Raw genomic sequence first — 347 nt, 5'->3', positions numbered from 1 at the left:
ACCCGATTCTGCAACCGCTCTTTTCTGCAGGTCTGCAACGCTACATGATCGACCTGTTTAGCTACGATCCTGTCATTGTCGCTCGAGAGTGGCAGGGTCCCGTGCTGATTGTTCAGGGAGATCGCGATATGCAGGTTAGCCCTGAAGACGCTGACCTTCTAGAACGCGTTCTGCCGCAAGCTCATCGCATAGATCTCGCCGGAGCCACACATACGTTGAAGGCAACTGTCGACGGAAATCCATTTGCTACATACACGGATCGCGCCCTTCCCCTTCATGCAGAACTCGTGCCCAGCATCGTGAGGTTTCTTGTAAACCCATCGCAGTTCGAATGACGGCTTCGGGCG

Annotated in this window: 1 protein-coding gene; it reads left to right on the top strand. The window is 54.5% G+C overall.

What is annotated here, in order from left to right; all coding sequences use genetic code 11:
• On the top strand, nt 1-335 hold a 335-nt coding region (locus NLU14_RS21395; RefSeq protein ID WP_420845090.1), incomplete at its 5' end, for an alpha/beta fold hydrolase.
• Nucleotides 336-347: the final 12 nt, after the last annotated feature.

The organism is Marinobacter iranensis, from assembly GCF_029207565.1.
Lineage (GTDB): Bacteria > Pseudomonadota > Gammaproteobacteria > Pseudomonadales > Oleiphilaceae > Marinobacter > Marinobacter iranensis.
This window is presented reverse-complemented; position numbering and strand designations above follow the sequence as displayed.